Genomic DNA, 751 nt, shown 5'->3' with positions numbered 1-751 from the left:
ACGAACGACACCCAGGGCGAGTGGTCGGCAGGTACTCCACCGTCGTGTGCTGGGGCAGGGCCACCGTTAGCACGTCGCCGCTGCGCCACTTGCGCCGGATGCTGGCGTAGCCGGCCTGCGCGGTGGTATCAACGGGCACTGGCTGCCCGTTCACCGCCAGCCGGAATTCGGCCGGGCGCACCCAGGCGGGCCGGCGGATGCGCAGGGTCAGCTGGCGGGACTTTTTCAGCGTCAGGCGCAGGCTGCTCTGTTCCTCGTAGGTAGGCGCGTGGTTTGCTCTAGGGCCAGGCCGGCCTCGGGCCAACTCAGGCGCGAGGGTACAAACAGGTTTACCAACAGGTCATTCTGGCCCCGTCGGGCGTACACCAGCTCGCCGTACTTGCCGTGGTTTTCCAGCCCCGAGCCCACGCAGCACCAGAAGCTTTCCTGGGGCTGCGAGTACACGCGGTAGTGCTGCGGCCGGATGGGCGTGAAGTACACAAAGCCACCCTCAGGGCCGGGGTGCTGCGACGAGAGGATGTGGTTGTACATGGCCCGCTCGTAGTAGTCGAGGTAGCTCGTGGCGCCGCTGCTCAGGTACAGCTGCCGCGTGAGCTTGAGCATATTGTAGGTGTTGCACGTCTCGGGTCCCTCGCGGCCTTCCAGCATGGGCTTGAAGTTATCGACCGGATTGAAATGCTCGCTCACACTGTTGCCCCCGATGCTCACCGTGCGCTTGTGCACACCGTTTGCCAGAAGAAGTTAGCCGCCG

The 751-nt window shown here is 65.0% G+C and carries 2 protein-coding genes; both read right to left on the bottom strand.

Annotation, left to right across the window (positions count from 1 at the left end):
* Window positions 1–304: beta-L-arabinofuranosidase domain-containing protein (locus VI25_RS29130; RefSeq protein WP_201783392.1), on the bottom strand; the 304-nt coding region annotated here is incomplete at its 3' end.
* On the bottom strand, window positions 232–723 hold the full coding sequence (locus tag VI25_RS29125; protein ID WP_055562977.1) for a beta-L-arabinofuranosidase domain-containing protein: 492 nt from the start codon (window positions 721–723) through the stop codon (window positions 232–234). The genes VI25_RS29130 and VI25_RS29125, both read right to left, overlap by 73 nt.
* Between the last annotated feature and the right edge of the window lie 28 nt (window positions 724–751).

Origin of the sequence: Hymenobacter sp. AT01-02, from assembly GCF_000961955.2 — a bacterium.
GTDB classification, from domain to species: Bacteria; Bacteroidota; Bacteroidia; order Cytophagales; family Hymenobacteraceae; genus Hymenobacter; species Hymenobacter mucosus.
This window is presented reverse-complemented; position numbering and strand designations above follow the sequence as displayed.